This window comes from Staphylococcus edaphicus (assembly GCF_002614725.1).
GTDB lineage: Bacteria > Bacillota > Bacilli > Staphylococcales > Staphylococcaceae > Staphylococcus > Staphylococcus edaphicus.
This window is the reverse complement of record NZ_MRZN01000007.1, coordinates 58,335-77,210: the sequence shown is the minus strand read 5'-3', so window position 1 is coordinate 77,210 and position 18,876 is coordinate 58,335. Positions and strand designations below refer to the sequence as shown.

The 18,876-nt window shown below is 33.6% G+C and carries 16 protein-coding genes; 12 read left to right on the top strand and 4 right to left on the bottom strand.

The window, feature by feature from the left end:
* Positions 1 to 22: 22 nt before the first annotated feature.
* Positions 23 to 865 (bottom strand): Cof-type HAD-IIB family hydrolase, encoded by an 843-nt coding sequence (locus BTJ66_RS06225; RefSeq protein WP_099090108.1) that lies wholly within the window; start codon positions 863 to 865, stop codon positions 23 to 25.
* A 113-nt stretch (positions 866 to 978) separates the two neighbouring features.
* Here BTJ66_RS06225 and BTJ66_RS06220 point away from each other — a divergent pair, with 113 nt between their 5' ends.
* The 3 genes from BTJ66_RS06220 to clpB all read left to right on the top strand — a co-directional run bounded on the left by BTJ66_RS06220 (position 979) and on the right by clpB (position 6,296).
* The gene (locus tag BTJ66_RS06220) at positions 979 to 1,287 is read left to right on the top strand and encodes a metal-sulfur cluster assembly factor (protein ID WP_099090107.1); all 309 of its coding nucleotides are present in this window, start codon (positions 979 to 981) and stop codon (positions 1,285 to 1,287) included.
* 231 nt (positions 1,288 to 1,518) lie between these two features.
* Positions 1,519 to 3,351: an acyltransferase family protein gene (locus BTJ66_RS06215; RefSeq protein ID WP_099090106.1), complete on the top strand. Its 1,833-nt coding sequence runs from the start codon at positions 1,519 to 1,521 to the stop codon at positions 3,349 to 3,351.
* 335 nt (positions 3,352 to 3,686) lie between these two features.
* On the top strand, positions 3,687 to 6,296 hold the full coding sequence (clpB, locus tag BTJ66_RS06210) for an ATP-dependent chaperone ClpB (RefSeq protein ID WP_099090105.1): 2,610 nt from the start codon (positions 3,687 to 3,689) through the stop codon (positions 6,294 to 6,296).
* A 190-nt stretch (positions 6,297 to 6,486) separates the two neighbouring features.
* Here clpB and BTJ66_RS06205 read toward each other — a convergent pair whose 3' ends face one another.
* Positions 6,487 to 6,681: a YjzD family protein gene (locus BTJ66_RS06205; RefSeq protein ID WP_099090104.1), complete on the bottom strand. Its 195-nt coding sequence runs from the start codon at positions 6,679 to 6,681 to the stop codon at positions 6,487 to 6,489.
* A gap of 228 nt (positions 6,682 to 6,909) precedes the next feature.
* Between BTJ66_RS06205 and BTJ66_RS06200 the strand changes: the two genes are divergently transcribed.
* The 3 genes from BTJ66_RS06200 (at position 6,910) to BTJ66_RS06190 (ending at position 10,660) form a co-directional block, all read left to right on the top strand.
* Entirely contained in the window at positions 6,910 to 7,851 is a 942-nt protein-coding gene (locus tag BTJ66_RS06200; RefSeq protein ID WP_099090103.1) for a beta-ketoacyl-ACP synthase III, read from the top strand.
* An 11-nt stretch (positions 7,852 to 7,862) separates the two neighbouring features.
* Complete coding sequence (gene fabF, locus BTJ66_RS06195) at positions 7,863 to 9,107, top strand: beta-ketoacyl-ACP synthase II (protein ID WP_099090102.1); 1,245 nt, start codon at positions 7,863 to 7,865, stop codon at positions 9,105 to 9,107.
* A 329-nt stretch (positions 9,108 to 9,436) separates the two neighbouring features.
* Positions 9,437 to 10,660, top strand: coding sequence for an MFS transporter (locus BTJ66_RS06190; protein ID WP_099090101.1), 1,224 nt, complete (start codon positions 9,437 to 9,439; stop codon positions 10,658 to 10,660).
* Positions 10,661 to 10,725: 65 nt separating this feature from the next.
* On the opposite strand, the gene BTJ66_RS06185 is transcribed toward BTJ66_RS06190, so the two are convergent.
* The gene (locus BTJ66_RS06185) at positions 10,726 to 11,100 is read right to left on the bottom strand and encodes a DUF3899 domain-containing protein (RefSeq protein WP_099090100.1); all 375 of its coding nucleotides are present in this window, start codon (positions 11,098 to 11,100) and stop codon (positions 10,726 to 10,728) included.
* Between the two features lie 246 nt (positions 11,101 to 11,346).
* On the opposite strand from BTJ66_RS06185, the gene opp3b reads away from it, so the two are divergent.
* The 5 genes from opp3b to BTJ66_RS06160 are packed head-to-tail and all read left to right on the top strand — an operon-like array spanning position 11,347 to position 17,049.
* Complete coding sequence (opp3b, locus tag BTJ66_RS06180; RefSeq protein ID WP_099090099.1) at positions 11,347 to 12,273, top strand: oligopeptide ABC transporter permease; 927 nt, start codon at positions 11,347 to 11,349, stop codon at positions 12,271 to 12,273.
* Positions 12,273 to 13,340 (top strand): oligopeptide ABC transporter permease, encoded by a 1,068-nt coding sequence (gene opp3C, locus BTJ66_RS06175; RefSeq protein ID WP_099090098.1) that lies wholly within the window; start codon positions 12,273 to 12,275, stop codon positions 13,338 to 13,340. Before opp3b ends, opp3C begins: the two co-directional genes overlap by 1 nt.
* 17 nt (positions 13,341 to 13,357) lie before the next feature.
* Complete coding sequence (locus tag BTJ66_RS06170; protein WP_099090097.1) at positions 13,358 to 14,443, top strand: ABC transporter ATP-binding protein; 1,086 nt, start codon at positions 13,358 to 13,360, stop codon at positions 14,441 to 14,443.
* On the top strand, positions 14,430 to 15,374 hold the full coding sequence (locus BTJ66_RS06165) for an ABC transporter ATP-binding protein (RefSeq protein WP_099090096.1): 945 nt from the start codon (positions 14,430 to 14,432) through the stop codon (positions 15,372 to 15,374). Before BTJ66_RS06170 ends, BTJ66_RS06165 begins: the two co-directional genes overlap by 14 nt.
* A 19-nt stretch (positions 15,375 to 15,393) precedes the next feature.
* Entirely contained in the window at positions 15,394 to 17,049 is a 1,656-nt protein-coding gene (locus BTJ66_RS06160) for a peptide ABC transporter substrate-binding protein (protein WP_099090095.1), read from the top strand.
* Between the two features lie 125 nt (positions 17,050 to 17,174).
* On the opposite strand, the gene trpS is transcribed toward BTJ66_RS06160, so the two are convergent.
* Complete coding sequence (trpS, locus tag BTJ66_RS06155; protein ID WP_099090094.1) at positions 17,175 to 18,164, bottom strand: tryptophan--tRNA ligase; 990 nt, start codon at positions 18,162 to 18,164, stop codon at positions 17,175 to 17,177.
* A gap of 302 nt (positions 18,165 to 18,466) precedes the next feature.
* On the opposite strand from trpS, the gene spxA reads away from it, so the two are divergent.
* Entirely contained in the window at positions 18,467 to 18,862 is a 396-nt protein-coding gene (gene spxA / locus BTJ66_RS06150; protein WP_099090093.1) for a transcriptional regulator SpxA, read from the top strand.
* The last annotated feature ends 14 nt before the right edge of the window (positions 18,863 to 18,876 follow it).

Below are 18,876 nucleotides of genomic sequence, written 5' to 3'. Positions count from 1 at the left end.
GCCTCCTCAGGTGTTTATGTATCTATATTCTAGATTTTACTGTTTCTTCATAAGGTATATTTAGTTGGAAATACGCATTTAAATAACGTCCAATTCCGTCCTCGTTATTAGAATGAGTAATTTGATTTGCAACATGTTTTAGTTCATCTAAACCGTTGCCCATGGCAATACCATGCTTCGCATATTTAATCATTTCTAAATCATTATCTTCGTCACCAAAAGCAATAATATGGTTTCTATCAATACCTAAATGTGACTTAACATAGTCAATGCCACGTGCTTTACTAATGCCTTGCTTAACAATTTCTATCACTGGAAATGGTGAGCCCCATCTACGATGTTCAATATTTTCAGCATAAAAACGTGTGAGCATTTGTTTTACTCTGGGAATCATAAATTCTTCCGCTTCAACTAATATTGAAGTAGGCGATTCAGTTAATGAATGAAGCAAGTTACCTGTTTCGACCTTTGGATTTCCCATTGAGAAACCATCAAATAATTTTTGGTCGAAATTATTGATAAATACATAATCTTTTACTTCAGCAATGATATTAGTTACCCCATAATCATTTAATGATTCAATGATGTTTTTAGATAAATCTATATCTAATACTTCGTGCATTGGTTCGAAATGCGCATCTTTTGGATGATGAACAAATGCACCATTAAAGTTAACTACGGGTGTATCCATATTAAGTTCATGATAATAAATTTGACTCGCTCTATAAGGTCTCCCAGTAGCTATCATTAATTGATGGCCTTGTTGTTGTAAGTGAGTTAAAACCTCTTTTGTATAAGGTGATATTACTTTTTCATCTGTTAATAAAGTGCCGTCTAAATCTAGACAAATTAAATAAGGTTCCATTTAATTCTCCTTAATGTTTTATAATTGACGTATGAATATCATAGCATTTTATTGGCGTTTTGTAAGATATTTGATATATTGTTAGTATCATTAAATTCGAAGAGGTGAGATGAATGGATGAAGGATTAAAAGATAGCATATTAAATGCATTAGAAATGGTTATTGATCCTGAGTTAGGTATCGATATTGTTAACTTAGGTTTAGTATATAATGTGGATGTGAATGACGAAGGCTTATGTACCGTAGAAATGACATTAACTTCAATGGGGTGCCCAATGGGACCACAAATCGTCAATCAAGTAAAAATGGTTTTAGCTGAAATTCCTGAAATTTCAGATACAGAAGTGAATATTGTTTGGAGTCCACCATGGGGCAAAGATATGATGTCTCGTTATGCTAAAATCGCATTAGGTATCGGATAATTTAATCTAAAATAAATTCAACAAATACTAGTCTAATGGCCTAGAACGGCAATAGACTAGTATTTTTTATGAACTGTAAAATGCGATACAGCAATTTTAAAATTATATTTTTTTATAGTGCAATTCATTAAAATAATTGCAGTTATATTACATAAGTATTACAATGGCTTGGTATATAAAAAAACTAAACAAGTAAAAGTAATATATTTGGGGATGAAAGTATGATAGAAAATGAACAAACATTCAAATAATAGTAATCAATCTAATAGACGTATACGCTACATGCCAGGTTTAGATGGTCTTAGAGCTATTGCAGTCATGGGAATCATTATATATCATCTAAATAAGCTTTGGTTAACGGGTGGTTTTCTTGGCGTGGATACATTCTTTGTGATTTCTGGTTATTTAATTACAAGTTTGCTTTTGTATGAATATGAAAATACTGGCATTATTAATTTGAAACGTTTTTGGTTACGTCGAATTAAACGTTTGATTCCAGCAATGTTGGTGCTCGTTGTCACGGTGACCTTAGCGACACTTATTTTTAAACCAGAACAAGTTGTAAGTATTAAGCATGACGCATTTGCAGCCATTTTTTATGTATCAAATTGGTGGTATATCGCAACAGATGTAAATTATTTTGAACAATTCGCTTTTATGCCATTAAAACATCTATGGTCTTTGGCAATTGAAGAACAATTTTATATCATTTTTCCAATCGTATTAATAACATTATTATTAACTGTTAAGAAATACCGGAATGTAACACTCATTTTTTGGGTTATTTCATTGATTTCATTACTGTTAATGGTGGTGATATCACAACCACATATGCAACATTCTCGTGTGTATTTCGGAACAGATACAAGGTTACAAACGATGTTGTTAGGAGTCATATTAGCTTTTGTATGGCCACCTTTTAAATTGAAACATAATCCAAATCATATACTTAGAAATATAATTGACGTTATAGGTACGATGGGTCTTTTTGTGCTCTTATTACTTTTTATTTATGTCGACGATAATAGTGATTGGATATATAATGGTGGATTTTATCTTATTTCAGGCTTAACCTTATTTGTCATTATTAGTGCAGTCCATCCATCCGGTTATTTTGCCAAATTAATGGGTAATGCGCTCTTTGTTTGTATTGGTAAACGCTCCTATAGTTTATATTTATGGCATTTCCCGATCATTAGCTTTATGCATTCATATTATGTCGACGGCCAAATTCCAATCTTTGTCTATGTGATAGATATCGTATTGACTATTGTCTTTGCTGAAATTTCTTATAAGTTTGTTGAGACACCATTTAGAAAACAAGGTATCAAAGCCTTTAGTTTGAATAAGTATAGAAAGTCAGCCTTGATAAGAACAGTATTATTATTAGCTATCACTATACCAACTATTTTTATTTTGGCAGGCGCATTTGATCGGTTCGGAAAGGAACAAATTAATAATAAATCAACATCTTATAATACGGAAGATATTGATAAATATTTGGTGAGACCCATACCAGTCGATAATATAAACTTTTTAGGGAATTCTAATTTTAAAAAAGATAAAGACAGCGACGTTTATACCGATTTGAAACCGTTACTTATAGGAGATTCGGTTATGGTTGACATCGGTGACACGTTTAAAATGCATGTACCTAATGCAACGATTGATGGTAAGGTCGGACGAAATCTATACGAAGCTATACCATTGTCAGATGATAAGTATAAAGCTTATAATAATAAATCCAAACAAGTAGTTCTAGAATTAGGAACGAATGGTGATTTTTCTAAAGCACAGTTAGAAGAGTTGATTAGTAAATATGGTAAAGCAAATGTTTATCTGATTAACACACGCGTACCAAGAAATTATGAAAGTCATGTCAATCAACTTATGGCAGATGCAGCTAAAAAACACGACAACGTAACATTAATAGATTGGTATAAACGTTCAGAAGGGCATAGTGAATACTTTGCACCGGATGGCATTCATTTAGAACAGTCAGGTGTCAAAGCGTTAACGGATGAAATATTAAAACATATTGCCTCGAAGGAAACCTCTAAATAATGTCACATCATTAGTGATAAAAAATTAAAAGCATAATCTTATCGATAGATAGGGTTATGCTTTTATTATTGTGAACGTGAATAGTGAATAATTTTGAATATAAACATGGCCGTAATAATGATATTAAAATTGTTTCAATAGCCGTTAGATTTGAATAAGGCATGGGCAAAACAGAGGTATATTACACACATAATAATAGTAAGAAAAATTACGAAAATATAGTCATATAGGTTGATAATAATGAAGGAAAGGTCTATAATTAAGTTAAGGTCAAAGAAAGTCAAAGTCAAACTTACTTTGCTTTTGATCAAGACTAAATGGTGAGGTGAATCAGTTTGGATATTAATCAAATGACCTATGCAGTTCAAGGTGCTTTACAAAAAGCAATTGAGCTAGCAAAAGACAATGAAAACCAAAATATCGAAATAGAAGCTATATTAAAAGCAGCACTTGAAGAAAATGATAGCTTATTTAAGAGTGTATTGGATAGAGCAAACGTTGATACAGCACTATTAAATGAGAAATATAACGAAAAATTAAAAAATTATCCATCGGTACAAGGGGATAATGTGCAATATGGACAATATATTAGTCAAAAAGCAAATGACTTAATTAATAAAGCAGAAACTTATATGAACACATATGAAGATGAATATATTTCTATGGAGCACATCATACTTGCTGCGATGGACATAGATGAAACAACGATTAAATTTATTGATAATAAAAAAGAAGTTATCGAAGAAATCATTAAAAAAATTAGAGGAGGAAATCATGTGACATCACAAAATCCAGAAGCAAATTATGAAGCTTTAGAAAAATATGGTAGAGATTTAGTTGAAGAAGTTCGTCAAGGTAATATGGATCCTGTAATCGGACGAGATGAAGAAATTAGAAATACTGTAAGAATATTAAGTAGAAAAACTAAAAACAACCCAGTACTCATCGGTGAACCAGGTGTAGGTAAAACAGCTATCGTTGAAGGACTTGCGCAGCGTATTGTACGTAAAGATGTGCCTGAGTCACTGTTAGATAAAACAATATTCGAATTAGACTTAAGCGCACTTGTTGCTGGTGCTAAATATCGTGGTGAATTCGAAGAACGCTTAAAAGCGGTGCTAAAAGAAGTAAAAGACTCAGATGGTAGAATTATACTATTCATTGACGAAATTCACATGCTTGTTGGTGCCGGTAAGACAGAAGGCGCTATGGATGCTGGTAATATGTTAAAACCAATGCTCGCACGCGGGGAGTTGCACTGTATTGGTGCGACAACGCTCAATGAATATAGAGAATATATTGAAAAAGATTCGGCATTAGAGCGTCGTTTCCAAAAAGTAAATGTATCTGAACCTGATGTAGAAGACACAATATCTATTTTACGTGGTCTTAAAGAGCGTTATGAAGTTTATCATGGCGTACGTATTCAAGATAAAGCATTAGTAGCTGCTGCAGAACTTTCAGACCGTTATATTACTGATCGTTTCTTACCAGATAAAGCAATAGATTTAGTGGATCAAGCGTGTGCGACAATTCGTACGGAAATGGGTTCAAACCCAACTGAGTTAGACCAAGTTAACCGTCGAGTTATGCAATTAGAAATTGAAGAAAGTGCATTGAAAAATGAATCTGATAACGCAAGTAAGCAACGCTTACAAGAACTACAACAAGAATTAACTAATGAAAAAGAAAAACAAAATGCTATTCAATCTCGTGTAGAAGAAGAAAAAGGTAAAATTGCTAAACTCCAAGAAAAACGAACAGAATTGGACGAAAGTCGAAAAGCCTTAGAAGATGCAGAAAATAATTATAATTTAGAAAAAGCTGCAGAACTACAACATGGTAAAATTCCGGAATTAGAAAAAGAGTTGCGTGATTTAGAAGATGCGTTTCAAAATGAACAAAATGGAGACACTGATCGTATCATACGTGAAATTGTTTCGGATGAAGAAATTGGAGATATCGTAAGCTCATGGACAGGCATTCCTGTTTCTAAACTGGTAGAAACAGAAAGAGAAAAATTATTAAATCTTTCAGACATTCTTCACGAACGTGTTGTTGGTCAAGATAAAGCTGTTGATTTAGTAGCAGATGCCGTTGTAAGAGCACGAGCAGGCATTAAAGATCCCAATAGACCAATTGGTAGTTTCTTATTCTTAGGGCCTACTGGTGTAGGTAAAACTGAATTAGCGAAATCGTTAGCCTCAACTTTATTTGATTCAGAAAAACATATGATACGCATTGATATGAGTGAATATATGGAAAAACATTCAGTTTCTCGTTTGATTGGTGCACCTCCAGGCTATGTAGGCCATGATGAAGGTGGTCAACTAACTGAAGCTGTGCGTCGTAACCCTTATTCAGTCATATTATTAGATGAAATTGAAAAGGCACATTCTGATGTATTTAACGTATTATTACAAATACTAGAAGAGGGTCGCCTTACAGATTCTAAAGGACGCGAAGTTGATTTTAAAAATACGATTATTATCATGACAAGTAATATTGGTTCACAAATCTTATTAGAAAATGTAAAAGATGCTGGTGTGATTACTGAAAACACAGAAAAAGCAGTAATGAATAGTTTGAATCAGTACTTTAAACCAGAAATCATAAATCGTATGGATGATATTGTATTGTTTAAACCATTAACAATTAATGACATGAGTGCTATTGTAGATAAAATATTAACTGAATTGAATATTAGATTAATGGCACAACGTATTTCTATTCAAGTGTCAGATGAAGCTAAAGCGTGGTTGGGCGAAGAAGCTTATGAACCACAATTCGGTGCAAGACCATTAAAACGTTTTGTACAAAGACAAATAGAAACACCGTTGGCACGTAAAATGATTAAAGAAAATTTACCAGAAGGTACATCAATCGATATAAACTTGACTGATGATGGTTTAACATTTTCTGAAAACAAACCAAATATTGATTAAAATAGCATCATTTAAAACAACTAAAGTGAGTGGCGCAGAAATCATTATAGAAGATATGATTTCTGCGCCACTCCTTTTTTATGACATATGTATTTTATTATAATAAACCAAGCTATTAATAGAGAATAAAAAAACTGTCACCAATGGTCATAAGACATTGGTAACAGTTCGAAATAAATCTAAGATTGTATTAATGCTGTTCTTTTGTGTCATTATTGTTAGGTTTAATTACGAAATCAAATAATACAACAATAATTGTAATGACGACAGCGCCTATGATTGGTGTAACGAAATTAAGCGCGCCACCACCATTCAAGCTGTTAAGTACGAAATTTATCATCTGCAATAAGACAATAGACCAAAATAAAACTGCGAGGTATTTCATTATGTAATGCCTCCAATATCATATATATAAGTTCATTATAAATAATAAAGTGTAGTTTGTATAGTATAGAAGTGATAATCTTAGTTATACTTTGTGATAATATGTGAAGTAATTTATAATTGTTTATGGAAATCACACAATGAAATATGTGTAGTTCTTGTATTTGAAATATGTATTATGTTAAATTAATACCTGGTATTAAAATTAAATTTAAGAAGGTGTACAACCATGGACGTGGGTATTAAAGGTTTTGGTGCATACGCACCTGAAAAAGTTGTAGAAAATACCTATTTTGAATCATTTTTAGAAACTTCAGATGAATGGATTTCTCAAATGACTGGTATTAAAGAACGTAGATGGGCAAATGAAGATGAAGAAACTTCTGACATGGCTTATCAAGCAAGTGTAAAAGCAATTAAAGATGCAGGTATAGAAGCATCAGAAATAGATATGATTATCGTTGCAACATCAACAGGGGATTTCCCATTCCCAACGGTTGCCAACATATTACAAGAAAGATTAGGCGTAGGCAAAGTTGCCTCTATGGATCAACTTGCAGCGTGTAGCGGTTTTATGTATGCAATGATTAATGCTAAGCAATTCATTCAATCTGGCGATTATAAAAACATACTGGTAGTAGGCGTTGACAAATTATCTAAAATCACTGATTTTACAGACCGTTCAACAGCAATCTTATTTGGTGATGGCGCTGGCGCCGTTGTAATAAGTGAAGTATCTGAAGGTCGTGGCATCTTAAGTTATGAATTAGGTTCAGACGGTTCAGGTGCCAAACATTTATACTTAAATCCAGATAATGGAAAAATATTTATGAACGGTCGTGAAGTGTTTAAATTTGCAGTGAGAATCATGGGTGAAGCTTCCACAAATGCAGTAGCAAAGGCTAATTTAACCCCAGATGATGTGGACATGTTTGTACCGCATCAAGCAAATATAAGAATTATGGAATCAGCAAGAGAGCGTTTAGGTATTCCAAAAGAAAAAATGAGCGTATCGGTTGATCGTTTTGGTAATACTTCAGCAGCATCAATTCCGTTAAGCATAGGCCAAGAGTTAGAAAATGGCAGGATTAAAGATGATGATGTCTTAGTGTTAGTTGGCTTTGGCGGCGGCTTAACATGGGGCGCAGTTACACTAAGATGGGGAAAATAGGAGGATAAAATATGAGCAAAGAACAACGTGTTGTTATTACAGGAATAGGCGCATTGTCACCTATAGGCAATGATGCCAAGTCAACATGGGATAATGCATTAAAAGGTGTCAGCGGTATCGATTCAATTACACGAATTGATACAACAGAGTACAATGTCCATTTAGCTGGTGAATTAAAGGATTTCAATATAGAAGACCATATACCTAAAAAAGAAGCAAGACGTATGGATCGTTTTACGCAATACGCAGTCGTAGCTGCTAGAGAAGCGGTTAATGATGCTAAGCTTGAAATTAATGATCGTACTGCTGATAGAATAGGTGTTTGGATCGGTTCAGGTATCGGTGGTATGGAAACGTTTGAAATTTCACATAGTCAATTATTAAATCGCGGTCCACGCCGTGTCAGCCCGTTCTTTGTACCTATGCTTATCCCTGACATGGCAACAGGACAAGTTTCAATTGATATTGGTGCTAAAGGTCCTAATGGTTCAACAGTTACTGCGTGTGCAACAGGTACGAATTCTATAGGTGAAGCATTCAAAATTATTCAACGTGGCGATGCTGACGCAATGGTTACAGGCGGTACAGAAGCACCCATTACACACATGGCATTAGCAGGTTTTAGTGCGAGCCGAGCATTGTCTACAAATGATGATAAAGAAACAGCATGCCGTCCATTCCAGGAAGGTCGTGATGGATTCATCATGGGTGAAGGTGCAGGTATTGTTGTTTTAGAATCACTTGATTCTGCTCAAGCGCGTGGTGCTCAAATTTATGCAGAAGTAGTAGGTTATGGTTCAACTGGAGATGCATATCATATTACAGCACCTGCCCCTGAAGGCGAAGGCGGTTCACGTGCTATGCAAGCAGCAATAGATGATGCAGGTATTGAAGCTAAAGATATTCAATATTTAAATGCCCACGGTACAAGTACGCCAGTTGGGGATTTAACTGAGATTCAAGCAATAAAGAATACTTTCGGTGATGCTGCAGCCACATTGAAAGTGAGTTCAACTAAATCAATGACAGGCCATTTACTTGGTGCAACAGGTGGATTAGAGGCTATATTCTCTGCACTTTCTATTAGAGATAGTCGTATCGCGCCTACAATTCATGCTAAGTCTCCGGACCCAGAATGTGATTTGGACATAGTTCCAAATAAAGCGGAAGATTTAGACATCACTTATGCAATGAGTAACAGTCTAGGATTCGGTGGACACAATGCTGTTCTCGTTCTGAAAAAATTCGCTGACTAAGGCATGACATGTTACGCATAGATATAGATACTTAAGTAAAAGCAAGGTTACCTGATAAGGTAATCTTGTTTTTTTTGATTTTGACATTATCATGTTGAAGTTCGAATAAGTCAAAGCGAATTGATAAGATGGCAATTGTACATAGCACAACTAATTATTCTAAAATTTTTAAATATTTTTTAAAAGAAACAATGGAATTATATTGTAAATTGATAAAAAGTAGATAAAATAAAAGCAAAAGAGGATTATTAATTTGTACAAATGTCTGTTCAAGATATACAAACAGTGTATAATGTAAACTATTGAAAAATAAAAAGGATGTGATTAAGATGAAACAGTTTCTAACATTATCTACAACATTAAAAACAAGAATCGTCGCAGATTTCATCTTAATTGTAGCGAGCCAAGCAATAATGCCATTTATGGCATTATATTTAACAAGTAAAGTCAATGCTATATTCGCAGGTACTTTTTTAATTGCTAATATTATCGTGAGTTTTATAGTGTCCTTCATAGGTGGATATTTAGGCGACAATTATAATAGGAAGAAAGTCGTCAATTATATACATTTTTTCTATGCAGTAAGTCTTATTATTTTAAGTATTACGGTGACTATGGATGGCTTAGGTTTAATTATATTTTGTATAACAGTATTTATCTTTGAACTATTATTTGCAGCAAGTGAACCTATTTTTGAAGCAGCCATCATGGATGCAATTTATGAGGATGTTCGTGAGTATGTATATCAATTAAATTATTGGATGTTTAATATCAGCACTGCTGTTGGTATGGCATTAGGTGCCTTACTATATTTAGGCCATAAACATGTATTATTTGTAATGTTTTTCTTTGCGATGCTCATAAGTTGGTATTTATTTGAAAAATACTATGACGTAGAACAAGTTATCACACAAAGAGAGGATCTAACTTCAAGATTCAAACATTTTTTTGACAGTTATCATACGGTCGTTAAAGATAAATATTATATGGTGCTTAATTTAGGTTTCATGATGGTAATAATGGCAGAATTAAGTTTAAATTCTTATGTGGTTGTTAGATTGAAGGCTGATTTTGAACCATTATACTTTTTAGGTTTTTATATAGACGGTGTAAGAATGTTCACGGTGATTATGATTATTAATACACTTGTTGTGGCAACATTAACTTTTTCGGTAAATAGGATGGTTGCTTCAACGTCTAAAAAGATTGCTTTTATGATAGGTATTGTATTATATACTCTGGGGTACAGTATCATGACTTCAGCTACTTCGTTTTGGGTATTATGTCTGTTTTCTATAATCGCTACATTAGGTGAATTGATTTATTCTCCTATTCAAAATGCACAACGATTTTTGATGATTCCTGAAGATAAACGTAGCACGTATAATACCTTTGGAATGATTTCATTTTATGGTGGGAATATCTTAGCGCGATTCGGATTAATCATTGGTTCGCTTATACTACCGTGGATGATGTCAGTATATGTTGGCGTAACTGTTCTTATAGGTTTTGCCCTGTTATATTACGCATTGTTTCATAACCCACAATATTGACACAAAATAAAGAAAAGACTGTATTAGCGTATGAGTGATAGTCACAATTAGCTAATACAGTCTTTTTATATCATGAATGAAAAAGCAATAGAAAATATGAAGTATAATAAATTAAGATTGAATCCTGCTTTAATCCATGTATTTACAAAATAATGGTCTTTTTTCGCTTGTGTAGGCTTGAAAAACGTATCATGTTCTAATGTGTCTTGATGTTTTTTCTTTGACAGTTGATACTTAAGTCTTCTAAAGCCATAACTCGTTGGATCCAATATACCTTCTTGTATAATCAATATAATAAAAAAAATAATAAGCAACGCGATGGATACATAGAAAATGATATTTATATACTGAATCAAATGATGTGAACTAAAGAGCCAAAATACGAATGAAATTAAAGGTGTAAATAGTAACCAAAATAAATAAGTGGTTAAATTTTTCATATTTATTGCCTCCTTTATTTAATAAATTTATTGTAACTTAAAATAACAAAAAAATGAATAAAACACCTTATAAATTCTTTTATATCAGTACTTTTAAAGAAAAAGAAAATTTAATAAAAATAAATCTCTTTAATAAAGTAAAGCAAAACAATATTGATTAAAATATGAAGTATAAGTATACTGTTATTAAATATTTCTGAATATTTCGAAGGGAATGTTTATTCTGAAAACAAAGGGGGACAATATATGTTTAATTATGTTTTGAAGCGATTAGGGTACATGATTTTATCATTATTCATTATCATTACGATTACATTTTTCTTGATGAAGTTAATGCCAGGTTCACCATTTAATGATGAAAAGTTAAATGAAGAGCAAAAGCAAATTTTAAATGAGAAATATGGTCTTAATGATCCAGTGCCTGTCCAATATGCGAGTTATTTAAAGAATGTTGTTACGGGGGACTTTGGTAACTCATTCCAATATGATAACCAACCAGTATGGGATTTGATTAAGCCAAGACTTTTACCATCATTTGAAATGGGATTAACAGCTATGGTAATTGGGGTAATACTAGGGCTGATATTAGGGGTAATAGCAGCGGTCCGGCAGAATACCTGGGTCGATTACTCAGCTACTGTTATATCAGTTATAGCTGTTTCAGTACCATCATTTGTATTAGCGGTATTATTACAATATGTTTTTTCAGTAAGATTACAATGGTTTCCCGTTGCTGGTTGGGAAGGAATTTCAACAGCAGTGTTACCATCATTAGCGTTATCAGCGGGGGTATTAGCAACGGTAACGAGATACATAAGAGCTGAAATGATTGAAGTGTTAAGTTCCGATTATATCTTGCTAGCTCGTGCCAAAGGTAATTCTACAATGAGAGTATTGTTTGGTCATGCGTTGAGAAATGCATTAATTCCAGTTATAACGATTATTGTACCGATGTTGGCAGGGATTTTAACAGGTACTTTGACAATTGAGAATATTTTCGGTGTTCCTGGTTTAGGGGATCAATTCGTACGATCTATTACGACAAATGACTTCCCGGTAATCATGGCGACTACGATTTTATTTAGTACACTTTTTATTGTTTCTATTTTCCTTGTAGATATTTTATATGGTTTGATTGACCCACGTATTCGTGTACAAGGAGGTAAAAAATAATGACTGATAAAAGAGATAAAAATTTAACAGATGACCATTCGAATGCAGTGATGACACACACATCAGAAGCAATTCCAGCGTCTGATTTTATAAGAAGTAAAAATGATATTGAAAAAGAACCAGAAATGCAAAGAGAAAGTAAAAACTTTTGGCAAGATGCTTGGACTCAGTTGAAGCGCAATAAACTTGCAGTAGTTGGTATGATTGGTTTAATTATTATTATACTTTTAGCGCTTATCGGTCCACTCTTTAGTTCACATGATTATGCAGAGCAAGATGTAGAGAGACGTAATTTGCCAGCTAAAATTCCAGTGTTAGATCAAATTCCTTTCTTACCTTTTGATGGCGAAGGGGCGCAGGGCGTGGATGCTTACAAAGAAGCAGGCGTAAACGAGAATTTCTGGTTTGGTACTGATCAGCTGGGCAGAGATTTATGGTCTAGATCTTGGCAAGGTGCGCAAGTGTCGTTATTTATTGGTGTTGTAGCAGCCTTATTAGATATATTCATAGGTGTCGTATATGGTGCTATATCCGGTTTCTTTGGAGGACGGATAGATAATGTCATGCAGCGTATTATAGAAGTTGTGGCTTCTATTCCTACGCTTATCGTCGTAATTTTATTTGTACTTATTTTTGAACCATCTATATGGACCATCATATTAGCGATGGCGATCACTGGTTGGATAGGCATGAGCCGTGTGGTTCGTGGTGAATTTTTAAAATTAAAAAACCAAGAGTTTGTGTTAGCATCTAAAACTTTAGGTGCCTCTAAATTTAAGTTGATTTTTAAACATATATTACCAAATACACTTGGTGTTATCGTTGTTACTTCAATGTTTACAGTACCTAACGCGATATTCTTCGAAGCCTTTTTAAGCTTTATTGGTATTGGGGTACCAGCACCAAGAACATCATTAGGTTCTCTAGTAAATGAAGGTAGAGCCATGTTGTTGATTCATCCACATGAATTGTTTATACCGGCTTTAATTCTAAGTCTATTAATTTTATTCTTTTATCTATTTAGTGATGGATTACGCGATGCATTTGATCCGAAAATGCGTAAATAACAAAGGGGGCGACGTTTATGTCAGAAAAAGTATTGGAAGTTAGTGATTTGCATGTTTCCTTTGATATTGACGCAGGGGAAGTGCAAGCGGTAAGAGGTGTTGATTTCTTTATCGATAAGGGGGAAACACTGGCAATTGTAGGTGAATCTGGTTCAGGTAAATCAGTAACAACAAAAGCCATTACGAAATTATTTCAAGGTGATGCTGGAAGAATTAAAAAAGGGGAAATCAACTTCTTAGGAGAAGACTTAGCTAAGAAGTCAGAACAAGAACTAATAAAATTACGTGGTAAAGATATTTCTATGATCTTTCAAGATCCGATGACTTCGTTAAATCCAACAATGAAAATCGGTAAACAAGTCATGGAACCACTGATTAAACATAAAAATTATAATAAAACAGATGCTAAAAAAAGAGCGTTGGAAATACTTAATTTAGTAGGACTGCCAAATGCAGAAAAACGTTTTAACGCTTATCCACATCAATTTTCAGGTGGACAACGACAAAGGATTGTTATCGCTACGGCATTAGCTTGTGAACCTAAAGTGCTTATTGCAGATGAGCCAACGACAGCCTTAGATGTAACGATGCAAGCCCAAATATTAGAATTAATGAAAGAACTACAGGATAAGATTAGCACGTCAATTATTTTTATCACACATGATTTAGGCGTAGTTGCAAATATTGCAGACAGAGTTGCAGTTATGTATGGCGGACAAATGGTTGAAACTGGTGATGTGGATGAAATATTCTATGATCCGAAACATCCTTATACATGGGGATTATTATCTTCTATGCCTGATTTATCGACCGGTACAGAAACTGAATTACTTGCTATTCCTGGCACACCGCCAGATTTATTACATCCACCTAAAGGTGATTCGTTTGCGGAACGAAGTCAATTTGCTTTAGACGTAGATTTCAAAACACCGCCACCATGGTATCAAGTATCGCCAACACATTTTGTAAAATCATGGTTGTTAGATGAACGTGCACCACACGTTGAACCACCAGAAATGGTTAAAAAACGTCTGCGTGATATGCCGAATAATTATGATAAACCACAACAGGTAGAGAGGGTGTCGTTCGATGGAAAAGCATAATGAGCTGTTATTACAAGTTAAAAATCTAAAGCAATATTTTAACGAAGGTAAACGTAACGAAGTTAGAGCCATCGAAAATATTTCTTTTGATGTATATAAAGGGGAAACTTTTGGTCTTGTTGGTGAGTCTGGTTGTGGTAAATCAACTACAGGTAAGGCGATTATCAAATTAAATGATATTACAGACGGCGAAATTTTATATGAAGATGTAGATATTCAAAAAATTAAAAATCGAAAAGATTCTTTGAAATTTAACAAAAAGATTCAAATGATTTTTCAGGATCCATATGCGTCCCTTAATCCGAGATTAAAAGTTATGGATATTGTTGCCGAAGGTATTGATATTCATAAATTGTCAACAGGAGTTAAAGACCGTAAACGGCGTGTATATGATTTATTAGAAACAGTTGGATTAAGCAAAGAACATGCGAATCGTTATCCTCATGAATTCTCAGGTGGTCAACGTCAACGTATTGGTATCGCACGTGCATTAGCTGTTGAACCTGAATTTATTATTGCAGATGAACCTATTTCTGCACTTGATGTTTCCATTCAGGCACAAGTTGTCAATTTACTGTTGAAATTGCAAAAAGAGCGCGGCATTACATTTCTATTTATTGCGCATGACCTTTCTATGGTGAAATATATTTCTGACAGAATTGCAGTTATGCATTTTGGTAAGATTGTTGAAATAGGCAGTGCGGATGAAATTTATAATCATGCAATGCATCCATACACTAAATCGTTACTTTCTGCAGTGCCTCAGCCAGATCCAGAAAGTGAGCGAGTAAGAAAGAGAACTGTATTTAAAGAAGACGAATCTAAAAATAGCCAACGTACTTTACATGAAATCCGTCAAAATCACTATGTATTTACAACAGATGAAGAAGCGGAAGAATTGAAATCACAAATTCAAGAAGCATCACTATAAAGGGGAAAGGGGGATTACAATGAAAAAATTAAAGTTATTTATTATATTGGTCGCGTTATCTGTAGTGTTGGCCGGATGTGGTAATGCTGAAGGCGTGTATTCAGACAAGGGACAAGTTTATAGAAAAGTAGTTAGTTCAGATATTTCTTCTCTTGATACTGCATTAGTCACTGATACAGTTTCCTTTAATTTATTTAACCAAGTATACGAAGGTTTGTATAGTTTAGATAAGAATGATAAAGCTGTACCAGGTGTAGCCAAAGAAATGCCGGAAGAAAGTAATGGCGGAAAGACTTTAACGATTAAGTTACGTAAAGACGCCAAATGGTCTAATGGCGACCCAGTTACTGCAAAGGATTTTGAGTTTGCATGGAAACGTGTCATCAACCCTGATACAGCCTCTGAATATGCCTATATCATGTATGATTTGAAAAATGCTGAAGCAATCAATATGGGTAAAAAAGATGTTGATGAATTAGGGGTGAAAGCAGTTGATGATCATACACTTAAAGTGGAACTCACAAAACCAATACCATATATTAATGAAATGTTCGCATTTGGTACGTTTATGCCACAAAATGAAAAAATGGTAAAAAAATATGGTGACCAGTATGGTACAACTGCAAATAAAACAACTTATAATGGGCCATTTAAAGTTAAAGACTGGAAAGTGGAAGACAAAATCCAGATGGTTAAAAATGAAGATTATTGGGATAAAAAAGCAGTTCACTTAGATCGTATTAATTTCAAAGTATTAAAAGATCAGCAAGCTGGTGCATCACTCTATGATACGGGTTCAGTAGATGATGCAGGTATCACAGCAGAGCAAGTAGATAAATATAAAGACGATCCTGGTTTAATGAAACGCTTATTAGCAAGCACATTCTATATTAAGATGAATCAAAAAAATGTGCCTGAATTTAAAAATAAAGACTTAAGAATGGCCATCTCACAATCCATTGATAAAGAGGGATATGTCAATTCTGTTAAAAACAATGGTTCGAAAGCGATGGATGGCTTTACTTCTAGCTTAACTGCCAAAACGCCAGATGGTAAAGATTTTGCGTCTACTATTAATTCACCATTGGAATATAATCCAAAAGCCGCTAAAAAGAATCTAGAAAAAGCGAAAAAAGAATTAGGCATTAAGGAATTGACTTTCACTATGAATACAGAAGATACACCGGATGCAAAAATTTCGGCAGAATATATTAAATCTCAAGTTGAAAGTAACCTTCCAGGTGTAACGATGAAAATTAAACAATTGCCATTTAAGCAACGTTTAAATCAAGAAAATAAAGAAACATTTGAGGCCTCGTTATCAGGATGGGGACCAGATTTCCCGGATCCATTATCTTATCTAAATATCATGACAAAAGATTCATCTCAAAATAACACGGGATGGGGCAGTGAAAAATATGATAACTTAGTTAAAGAAGCAAATGGAAGCTTACTACAAAAACCGAAAGAACGTAACGCTGCCATGCAAGAAGCCGAAGAATTAATGCTCAAAGATGCACCGGTGGCTCCAGTTTATCAGAAGGGGGAAGCACATCTTATTAATCCTCAAGTTAAAGGTATTGTCTATCATCAAGTTGGTGGAGACACATCACTGAAACATGTGAAGATAGATAAGCACATTGATCCAAAAACAGGTAAAAAGAAAAAAGAGTAACTAAATCAATAATGATTACCGTACTCAGTTGAATTATCATAATGAAATCAATTACGCTTGATTTCATTATTGATAAAAAAAAGAGAATCCAATTTTTGGATTCTCTTTTTTATTTTATTGACTCGTTACCTTTTACGTCCAAGCCCCATAGCTTTTTCCATTTTTTTCAATGTTTTGTATGAAACTTGTTGTGCTTTATCTCTACCATTGTCTAATATTTCATCTAGTTCTTCAGAATTGAAATAGTATTCATATTTTTCTTGGAAGTTAGTTAAGAAGTTTTTTACGATTTCAGCTAAATCCGTTTTGAATACACCGTAGTTTGAATCTTTATATTTTTCTTGAAGAGTATCGATAGATTCATTTGTTAAACTTGAGTAAATAGATAATAAATTTGAAATACCAGGTTTATTGTCACGATCAAATTTAATAATACCATCTGAGTCTGTAACGGCACTTTTGATTTTTTTAGCAGCAACACTAGGTTGATCAAGTAATGAAATGTAATTTTTTTGGTTATCATCACTCTTACTCATTTTTTTCGTTGGATCTTGAAGACTCATTACACGTCCACCGACTTTTGGCATACGAATTTCTGGTTTGACTAAAATATCATTGAAGCGAGAATTAAATCTATCAACTAAATTTCTTGTTAATTCGATATGTTGCTTTTGGTCATCACCGACTGGAACAATATTTGTATTATAGATAACGATATCCGCAGCCATTAAAGGTGGGTATGTTAATAAACCAGCAGGGACACCTTCTGTTTGTTTCACTGCCTTATCTTTGAATTGCGTCATACGCTCTAACTCACCGATAGAAGAAATTGTAGTTAACATCCAACTTGCTTGGATATGTGCTGGAACTTCTGATTGGATAAATAAGGTTGATTTTTCTGGATCAATTCCAGAAGCTAAATAAATTGCAGCTAATTGTCTTGTCTGTTTACGTAACTTTAATCGATCTTGTGGCACTGTGATAGCATGTTGATCCACAATACAGAAGAAGCAATTGTAATCATCTTGAACTTCACCAAATTGTTTCAAAGCTCCGATATAATTACCAATTGTGGGAATACCACTAGGCTGTATACCTGAAAATAATGTTTCCATGTTATGATGCCTACTTTCTTAAATTTAATTTTTTACATAATACGTTTATTATAACAGTATTTCAATCATTTGTAAGTTATGTTAGACTATAGACATATCAATATTTTTAATTGAATTTATTGAGAAATACTTTTATTTTAAATTTTTTGAAAAAATTAGAGAATTCTCATTTAATTTTAATGTTGAAAGGGTATACTTTCATTGTAAGGTTAAGGAAGATGAAATTACTTAAGCATTTCTTAATCATATAAATATTGAAATCAAATGAATTTACATTCATGAAAAATAGGAGAGTGAGATGTATGGTAACATTATTTACTTCACCAAGTTGCACATCTTGCCGTAAAGCGAAAGCATGGTTACAAGAACATGACATTCCGTATACGGAGCGTAACATTTTTTCAGAACACTTAACAATAGACGAAATTAAACAAATTTTAAAAATGACTGAAGACGGTACAGATGAAATTATATCTACACGTTCTAAAACTTATCAAAAATTAAATGTAGATATTGATGCATTACCACTTCAAGATTTATATTCAATTATTCAAGACAATCCTGGTTTATTACGTCGTCCAATTATTTTAGACGAAAAACGTCTACAAGTTGGTTATAATGAAGATGAGATTAGACGTTTCTTACCAAGAAAAGTGCGTACGTTCCAATTGCAAGAAGCACAACGTTTGGTTGACTAATATAATAAATTAAT

Excerpts from the sequence above, each read along its gene's own strand:
- BTJ66_RS06225 (WP_099090108.1), bottom strand. The coding sequence starts at position 865 with ATGGAACCTTATTTAATTTGTCTAGATTTAGACGGCACTTTATTAACA.
- BTJ66_RS06220 (WP_099090107.1), top strand. The coding sequence starts at position 979 with ATGGATGAAGGATTAAAAGATAGCATATTAAATGCATTAGAAATGGTT.
- BTJ66_RS06215 (WP_099090106.1), top strand. The coding sequence starts at position 1,519 with ATGAACAAACATTCAAATAATAGTAATCAATCTAATAGACGTATACGC.
- BTJ66_RS06205 (WP_099090104.1), bottom strand. The coding sequence starts at position 6,681 with ATGAAATACCTCGCAGTTTTATTTTGGTCTATTGTCTTATTGCAGATG.
- BTJ66_RS06200 (WP_099090103.1), top strand. The coding sequence starts at position 6,910 with ATGGACGTGGGTATTAAAGGTTTTGGTGCATACGCACCTGAAAAAGTT.
- fabF (WP_099090102.1), top strand. The coding sequence starts at position 7,863 with ATGAGCAAAGAACAACGTGTTGTTATTACAGGAATAGGCGCATTGTCA.
- BTJ66_RS06190 (WP_099090101.1), top strand. The coding sequence starts at position 9,437 with ATGAAACAGTTTCTAACATTATCTACAACATTAAAAACAAGAATCGTC.
- BTJ66_RS06185 (WP_099090100.1), bottom strand. The coding sequence starts at position 11,100 with ATGAAAAATTTAACCACTTATTTATTTTGGTTACTATTTACACCTTTA.
- opp3b (WP_099090099.1), top strand. The coding sequence starts at position 11,347 with ATGTTTAATTATGTTTTGAAGCGATTAGGGTACATGATTTTATCATTA.
- opp3C (WP_099090098.1), top strand. The coding sequence starts at position 12,273 with ATGACTGATAAAAGAGATAAAAATTTAACAGATGACCATTCGAATGCA.
- BTJ66_RS06170 (WP_099090097.1), top strand. The coding sequence starts at position 13,358 with ATGTCAGAAAAAGTATTGGAAGTTAGTGATTTGCATGTTTCCTTTGAT.
- BTJ66_RS06165 (WP_099090096.1), top strand. The coding sequence starts at position 14,430 with ATGGAAAAGCATAATGAGCTGTTATTACAAGTTAAAAATCTAAAGCAA.
- BTJ66_RS06160 (WP_099090095.1), top strand. The coding sequence starts at position 15,394 with ATGAAAAAATTAAAGTTATTTATTATATTGGTCGCGTTATCTGTAGTG.
- trpS (WP_099090094.1), bottom strand. The coding sequence starts at position 18,164 with ATGGAAACATTATTTTCAGGTATACAGCCTAGTGGTATTCCCACAATT.
- spxA (WP_099090093.1), top strand. The coding sequence starts at position 18,467 with ATGGTAACATTATTTACTTCACCAAGTTGCACATCTTGCCGTAAAGCG.